Below are 5,294 nucleotides of genomic sequence, written 5' to 3'. Positions count from 1 at the left end.
ACGGCGCGGCGCTGCGCCGTGCGGTGCAGATCAACGGCATCACGGGCCTTGCGGTCATGAAGCTCGACGTCCTCGACGGGTTCGATACGATCAAGCTCGGCGTCGGCTACAAGTTCCGCGGCGAAACCTTGGCCGTCATGCCTTCGGGCGCGGACGCGGTGGCCGAGTGCGAACCGATCTATGAAGAATTCCCCGGCTGGAAGGAAAGCACCTTCGGCATGACGAAGTGGGAAGAGCTCCCCGAGACCGCGCGCCAGTACCTCACGCGACTCTCGGAAGTCGCGGGCGCGCCGATCGCGCTCGTCTCGACCGGTCCGGACCGCGAACAGACGATCCTGCACGTCAACCCCTTTGAGGGCTAAATCGGGCTAAAATGGCGCCCTCATCGGCGCCGACGGGCGACAGATCCGAAAGATCTGCCGCCCGCTTGCCATTTTGCTTCGACAACGAATTCCGATCCGAACATGGCTGACATCTCCTACACCTGGGACGAGTACATCGACCTCAATGAACGCCTGGTCTGCGAGGTCGCGCAGAGCGGCTGGACCTTCGACTGCATCCTTTGCCTTTCGCGCGGCGGCATGCGCCCGGGCGACTTCTTCAGCCGTGTCTACGACATGCCGCTCGCGATTCTCGCGACGAGCTCGTACCGCGAAAAGGCGGGCACGGTTCAGAGCGAACTCGACATCGCTGAGTGCATCACGGGCGTCTCGGAACTGAAGGGCCGCGTCCTTCTCGTCGACGACATGGTCGACTCCGGGAAGACGATCGCGAAGGTGGTCGAGCACTTGAAGCGCCGCTACCCGGCCATCACGGAAATCCGCGTCGCCGTCCTCTGGTGGAAGGCCCACTCGGTCCTGAAGCCCGACTGGCACGTCGAATACCTCGCGGACAACCCCTGGATTCATCAGCCGTTCGAGTGCTATGACTCCTTGGGCCCCGCGAAGCTCATCGAACGCGTTCAGGCCAAGCAGGCCGCCAAGGCCCAAAAGGCCTGAGCGGCCCGATAAGGCACGAGAAGCACGCCGTCCGCGCTGGTCACGCCCGGGCGGCGTTTTTCTTGCGGACGGGCTCCGGTCAAAAGCCTTGAAAATGAGGCGTATGCGGCGCAAAACCCGGGTTTTGCGGGAGCGTAATGCAGGCGTCCTTTGTTAATATCGCCGACGCTTCCCACAGAATTCCGCAACGGTCCCCTTTCGGGGGAGACGGCTGCGGCCCGGACGACGGGCGCTGATCAGGGACCGTCTCCCGGACTTCCAACCGAGAAGAACAACCATGAACGAAACCGAAACCTCCGCCGTCGACGCGCTCGGCGAGGCGCTTGAGCCCACGACGCTCAACTTCAACGAACTCATCGACCAGTTCCTCACCAACCTGTCGATCGAAAACATCCTCCTGCAGCTCGCGGTCGTGGTCGTTTCGATCCTCATCGGCCTCTACATCTCGCGCCGCATCAACGCGAAGCTCGAACGCTGGACGGCCGCGGACGGTGCGGAACCCCACGTGAACCTTGGCGCGGACCCCGGGACGATGGTGAAGGGCGGGTTCGACCGCCGTGAAGTGGCCGAAGCCGTCGGCACGCGTCTTCGCCGCGTGACGGCCGGGTTCCTGCGCAACATCTCCTTTTCGCTCTCGGGCGGCCTCATCCTCGCGCTGGGCGCCTGGATGATGGTGCAGGTCTTCGGCTTCCCGCACAATTCCCTCATCCTCTGCCGCATCGCCTACAGCATCCTCTTGGCGTACGCGCTTCTCTGCTGCATTCTCTCGGTCGCCGGCTTCATGATCGGCGGCAAGGGCATCTCGAAGTCCTCGCGCCGCGTGATCACGGTGATCTTCTGGGTGCTGGTGGCGCTTGAGATCTTTGGGGTTCTGGGCGACATCATCGGCGTGATGGAGTCGACCAAGGTGCCGCTGGGCGGCGGCACGATGACCGTCTGGACCTGCTTCGTCGCGATCTGCACGATCCTCATCACGGTGGGCGTCGCCAACTGGGCCGCGAACCTCGTCGAGACCCTCATCAAGAGCGCGACGAGCCTCTCGCCGAACCTCCAGGTCGCGATCACCCGCGTCATCCGAATCCTGCTCTTCCTCTTCGCGGTGATGATGGGGCTCTCGTCGGTCGGCATCGACCTCACGGTCCTCTCGGTCTTCGGCGGCGCGGTCGGCGTCGGCTTGGGCTTCGGTCTGCAGAAGATCGCGTCGAACTACATCTCCGGGTTCATCATCCTGCTGGAACGTTCGATCAAGATCGGCGACCTCGTCGAGGTCGCGAACTTCCGCGGCCGCATCACGCAGATAAACACGCGCTTCACGGTCGTGCGCAACAACGACGGCGTCGAGTGCGTGGTGCCGAACGAAAACTTCGTGACGAGCCCGGTGAAGAACCACTCCTACACGGAAGAAGCCTGCGTGCAGTACGTGGAGATTTCGGTCGCCTACGGCGCGAACGTCAAGCGCGCGCTCGAAATCATGCTCGAAGAAGGCATGCGCGAACGTCCCCGCATCGTGAAGGGCCGCCGCGGCTGGGCCTACCTCGACAGCTTCGGCGATTCCGGCATCAACCTGAAGTTGGGCTTCTGGGTGAAGGACCCGGTGAACGGTGTCGCGGGTTTGAAGACCCAGGTCGCGACCGCGATTCTCGAGCGCTTCAACGCCGAAGGGATCGAAGTGCCCTACAACCGCCTCGAAATCAACCTGCGCGAAGTGCAGGCGGGTGCGGTGCGCGTCAAACTCGAAAAGGACGCCGCCGAGGAAGCCAAGGCTCCGGAGGCGGCGCCCGCCCAGTAAGCGGCACCTGCGGGGCGGCACACGCCGCCCCGGAACGGACCGCATCGACAAGAACGCCCGGACGGGGATCCCCCCTTTCCGGGCGTTTCTGCGTCTGAAGGAAGCGCCGTCGGTGCGAAGCGTCAGAGCTTCGCCAACCCCAGCGTGATCCGAAGCCCCATCACGCCGAAGGCGGCGTTGATCGTGTCCATCTTCGTCGGGTGCGTGAGCTTCAGGATGCGGGCGGCTTCCTGCGGGGCGACGTTCAAAGCCCGCGCGATGTCCGCGGCGCGGATCCCCTTTTCCTTCGCGGTGAGGATGAGGAGGAGCTTCGCCGCGTAGGTGGGCGAGAGCCGCACGACGCCTTCGCCCGCGCGCGCGGGCGTGAGTTCCGGAAGCGTCAGCGCGTCCCGGCCCTTCAAGCGGCCCTCCAGCGCGGGGAGGATCGCGTCCATGAGCTGACCGCGCCCCCCGCGGATCGTCTTCGCGGAGAAGTCCGCTTCGGGGAGTTCCGGGAAGCGGAAGCGGTAGCCGCCGTCCTTTTCGAGGTCGACGCGGTAGCGGAAGCGGTCGGGAAGCGTGGTCATGGTGGGTGTCAGGTGAGGGCGGGCGGCGGAAGAAGCGTCTCCAAACCGTCCCGCGGATCCGTTCATTCTGCCACAGGGGCGCGGGCCGCCGCGGCCTTTGCGGACGGCGTCCGCACAGCGGCGGAAAACGGCTCTTCCGCACGAAATCGGCAAAACCCAAGCGGTTGGGTTGAGCGGGTTGGGCGGTTTACGTAGAATGCGGCCTTTTCCGCCAACGGACAAACGGATCTTTGGATCTCATGGACGACAGCATCCTCATCGACCGCATCGCCGGCGCCATCGCCGGCATGGTGCTGGGCGACGCCCTCGGCGTCCCCGGCGAACTCTGGCCCCGCGGGAAGGTCCGCGCGCGCTTCGGGCACATCGACACGTTTTTGGACGGCACGCCCGACAACATCGTCGCCTGCTACTTCAAGGCGGGTCACTACACGGACGATTCGGCGCAGGCCTTCGTCGTGCTGGAGGCTTTGTTGAAGGCCGGCACCGTTCCCCCGGTGCGCGTTTTGGCCGACGACCTGATCGAATGGGTCAAGTCGATGAACGGGTTTGAGATCAACCTTCTCGGGCCCTCGTCCAAGGCTTCGCTCCTTGCCCACAGCAAGGGTGAGGACGCCGAACCCTTCACGCGCCAGTCGCTCACGAACGGCGCCGCGATGAGGATCGCCCCGGTGGGCTGCCTCGTCGCTTCCGACGACCATGAAACGCTCGCCGAAACCGTCGCGCGCGTCTCCCGCGTCACCCACGCGACCGACGTCGCGATTTCAGGCGCCGCGATGGTCGCGCAGGCCGTCTCGAGCGCGGTCGAAGGCAAGAGCTGGGACGAGATGCGCGCCGACATGCTGGCCGTGCACCCCATTGCCGCCCAGAAGGGCGAACCCACGTGGGCCGCTTCCGTCGCCGCGCGCTTCGAGGCGTTCGAGCGGATCGCCGACATGGGCCGCGCCGAGGACGACGAGCGCGTCTCGCAGCTGATCTACGACGTCCTCGGCACCGGCACGATGACGAGCGAAAGCGTCACCGCCGCCCTGGCCGTCGCCTGGCACTGCCGCGACGCCTGGCGCGCCGCGGTGATGTGCGCCAACATGGGGGGCGACACCGACACGATGGGCGCGATGGCCTGCGCCGTCTGCGGCGCGAAGTCGGGGCTCTCGGGGCTCCCCGCCGACAAGGTGGCGGAGTTGGAGCGCATCAACGGGCTCGACTTCCGCGCGCTCGCGCGCCGCGTCGTCGACGCGCGCAAAACCTTCCGTCTGGAGGCCTGACCGATGAGCGACCTTCGCGAACTCTCCGAGATCGTCCTCTCGCTCGTGCCCAAGAAGCGCGTCTTCATTCAGGGGAGCGCCTTCGTCGACATGATCATTCAGATCGAAGAGCTCCCGCACTCGGGCGCCGACGTCGAAGGGCACTACCGCAAGACCACCGTCGGGGGCTGCTCCTTCAACGTGGCGGACGTGCTCCAGAAGCTGGGGCTGCCGTTCGACGCCCTGATGCCCGTCGGGCAGGGCATGTTCGCCGACTTGGTCGAGAAGACCTTCCGCGAGCGCGGCTACCCCGTCGTCCGGGTGCCGGGCGCCGTCGACAACGGTTGGTGCCTCTCCTTGGCCGAGCGCTCCGGAGAGCGCACCTTCATCTCGATGTTCGGGATCGAGCGCCACATGGAGCCCGAGTGGTTCGATGCGTTCGACCTCGCCTCCTACGACTTCATCTACGTCTCGGGCTACCAGGCCGAGGGCGAAAACGGCGCGATGCTACTCAGCCTCCTCAAGACCCGCATGGGTCCCGCGACGACCGTCGTCTTCGACCCGGGTCCGCGCGTGCACGACATGCCGCGCGAGCGCATCGACGCGTTCTTCGACTTGGGTGCGATGTTCACCGTGAATGCCGACGAAGCGCAGGCGTTGACCGGAGAGAAGACCCCGGAAGCCGCCGCGGCGGCGCTCT

Annotated in this window: 6 protein-coding genes; 5 read left to right on the top strand and 1 reads right to left on the bottom strand. The window is 65.6% G+C overall.

Features of this window, described 5'->3' with window-relative positions:
• The 3 genes from HMPREF9440_RS12320 to HMPREF9440_RS10265 all read left to right on the top strand — a co-directional run.
• Window positions 1–362, top strand: a 362-nt coding sequence (locus HMPREF9440_RS12320; RefSeq protein ID WP_040765673.1) for an adenylosuccinate synthetase, incomplete at its 5' end; no start/stop codon positions are given.
• A gap of 102 nt (window positions 363–464) precedes the next feature.
• Complete coding sequence (locus HMPREF9440_RS10270; RefSeq protein ID WP_008543969.1) at window positions 465–998, top strand: phosphoribosyltransferase; 534 nt, start codon at window positions 465–467, stop codon at window positions 996–998.
• Window positions 999–1,275: 277 nt separating this feature from the next.
• Window positions 1,276–2,787, top strand: coding sequence for a mechanosensitive ion channel family protein (locus tag HMPREF9440_RS10265; protein ID WP_008543967.1), 1,512 nt, complete (start codon window positions 1,276–1,278; stop codon window positions 2,785–2,787).
• Between the two features lie 122 nt (window positions 2,788–2,909).
• Here the strand turns inward: HMPREF9440_RS10265 and HMPREF9440_RS10260 are convergent, their stop codons facing one another.
• On the bottom strand, window positions 2,910–3,353 hold the full coding sequence (locus HMPREF9440_RS10260; protein WP_008543966.1) for a hypothetical protein: 444 nt from the start codon (window positions 3,351–3,353) through the stop codon (window positions 2,910–2,912).
• Window positions 3,354–3,592: 239 nt separating this feature from the next.
• Here HMPREF9440_RS10260 and HMPREF9440_RS10255 point away from each other — a divergent pair, with 239 nt between their 5' ends.
• Window positions 3,593–4,615 (top strand): ADP-ribosylglycohydrolase family protein, encoded by a 1,023-nt coding sequence (locus HMPREF9440_RS10255; protein WP_008543965.1) that lies wholly within the window; start codon window positions 3,593–3,595, stop codon window positions 4,613–4,615.
• A 3-nt stretch (window positions 4,616–4,618) separates the two neighbouring features.
• On the top strand, window positions 4,619–5,294 hold a 676-nt coding region (locus tag HMPREF9440_RS10250; protein WP_008543964.1), incomplete at its 3' end, for a PfkB family carbohydrate kinase.

This window comes from Sutterella parvirubra YIT 11816 (assembly GCF_000250875.1).
Lineage (GTDB): Bacteria > Pseudomonadota > Gammaproteobacteria > Burkholderiales > Burkholderiaceae_F > Sutterella > Sutterella parvirubra.
Note: the sequence above shows the minus strand (reverse complement) of the source record. Positions and strands in the feature narration are given on the sequence as shown.

Excerpts from the sequence above, each read along its gene's own strand:
- HMPREF9440_RS10270 (WP_008543969.1), top strand. The coding sequence starts at position 465 with ATGGCTGACATCTCCTACACCTGGGACGAGTACATCGACCTCAATGAA.
- HMPREF9440_RS10265 (WP_008543967.1), top strand. The coding sequence starts at position 1,276 with ATGAACGAAACCGAAACCTCCGCCGTCGACGCGCTCGGCGAGGCGCTT.
- HMPREF9440_RS10260 (WP_008543966.1), bottom strand. The coding sequence starts at position 3,353 with ATGACCACGCTTCCCGACCGCTTCCGCTACCGCGTCGACCTCGAAAAG.
- HMPREF9440_RS10255 (WP_008543965.1), top strand. The coding sequence starts at position 3,593 with ATGGACGACAGCATCCTCATCGACCGCATCGCCGGCGCCATCGCCGGC.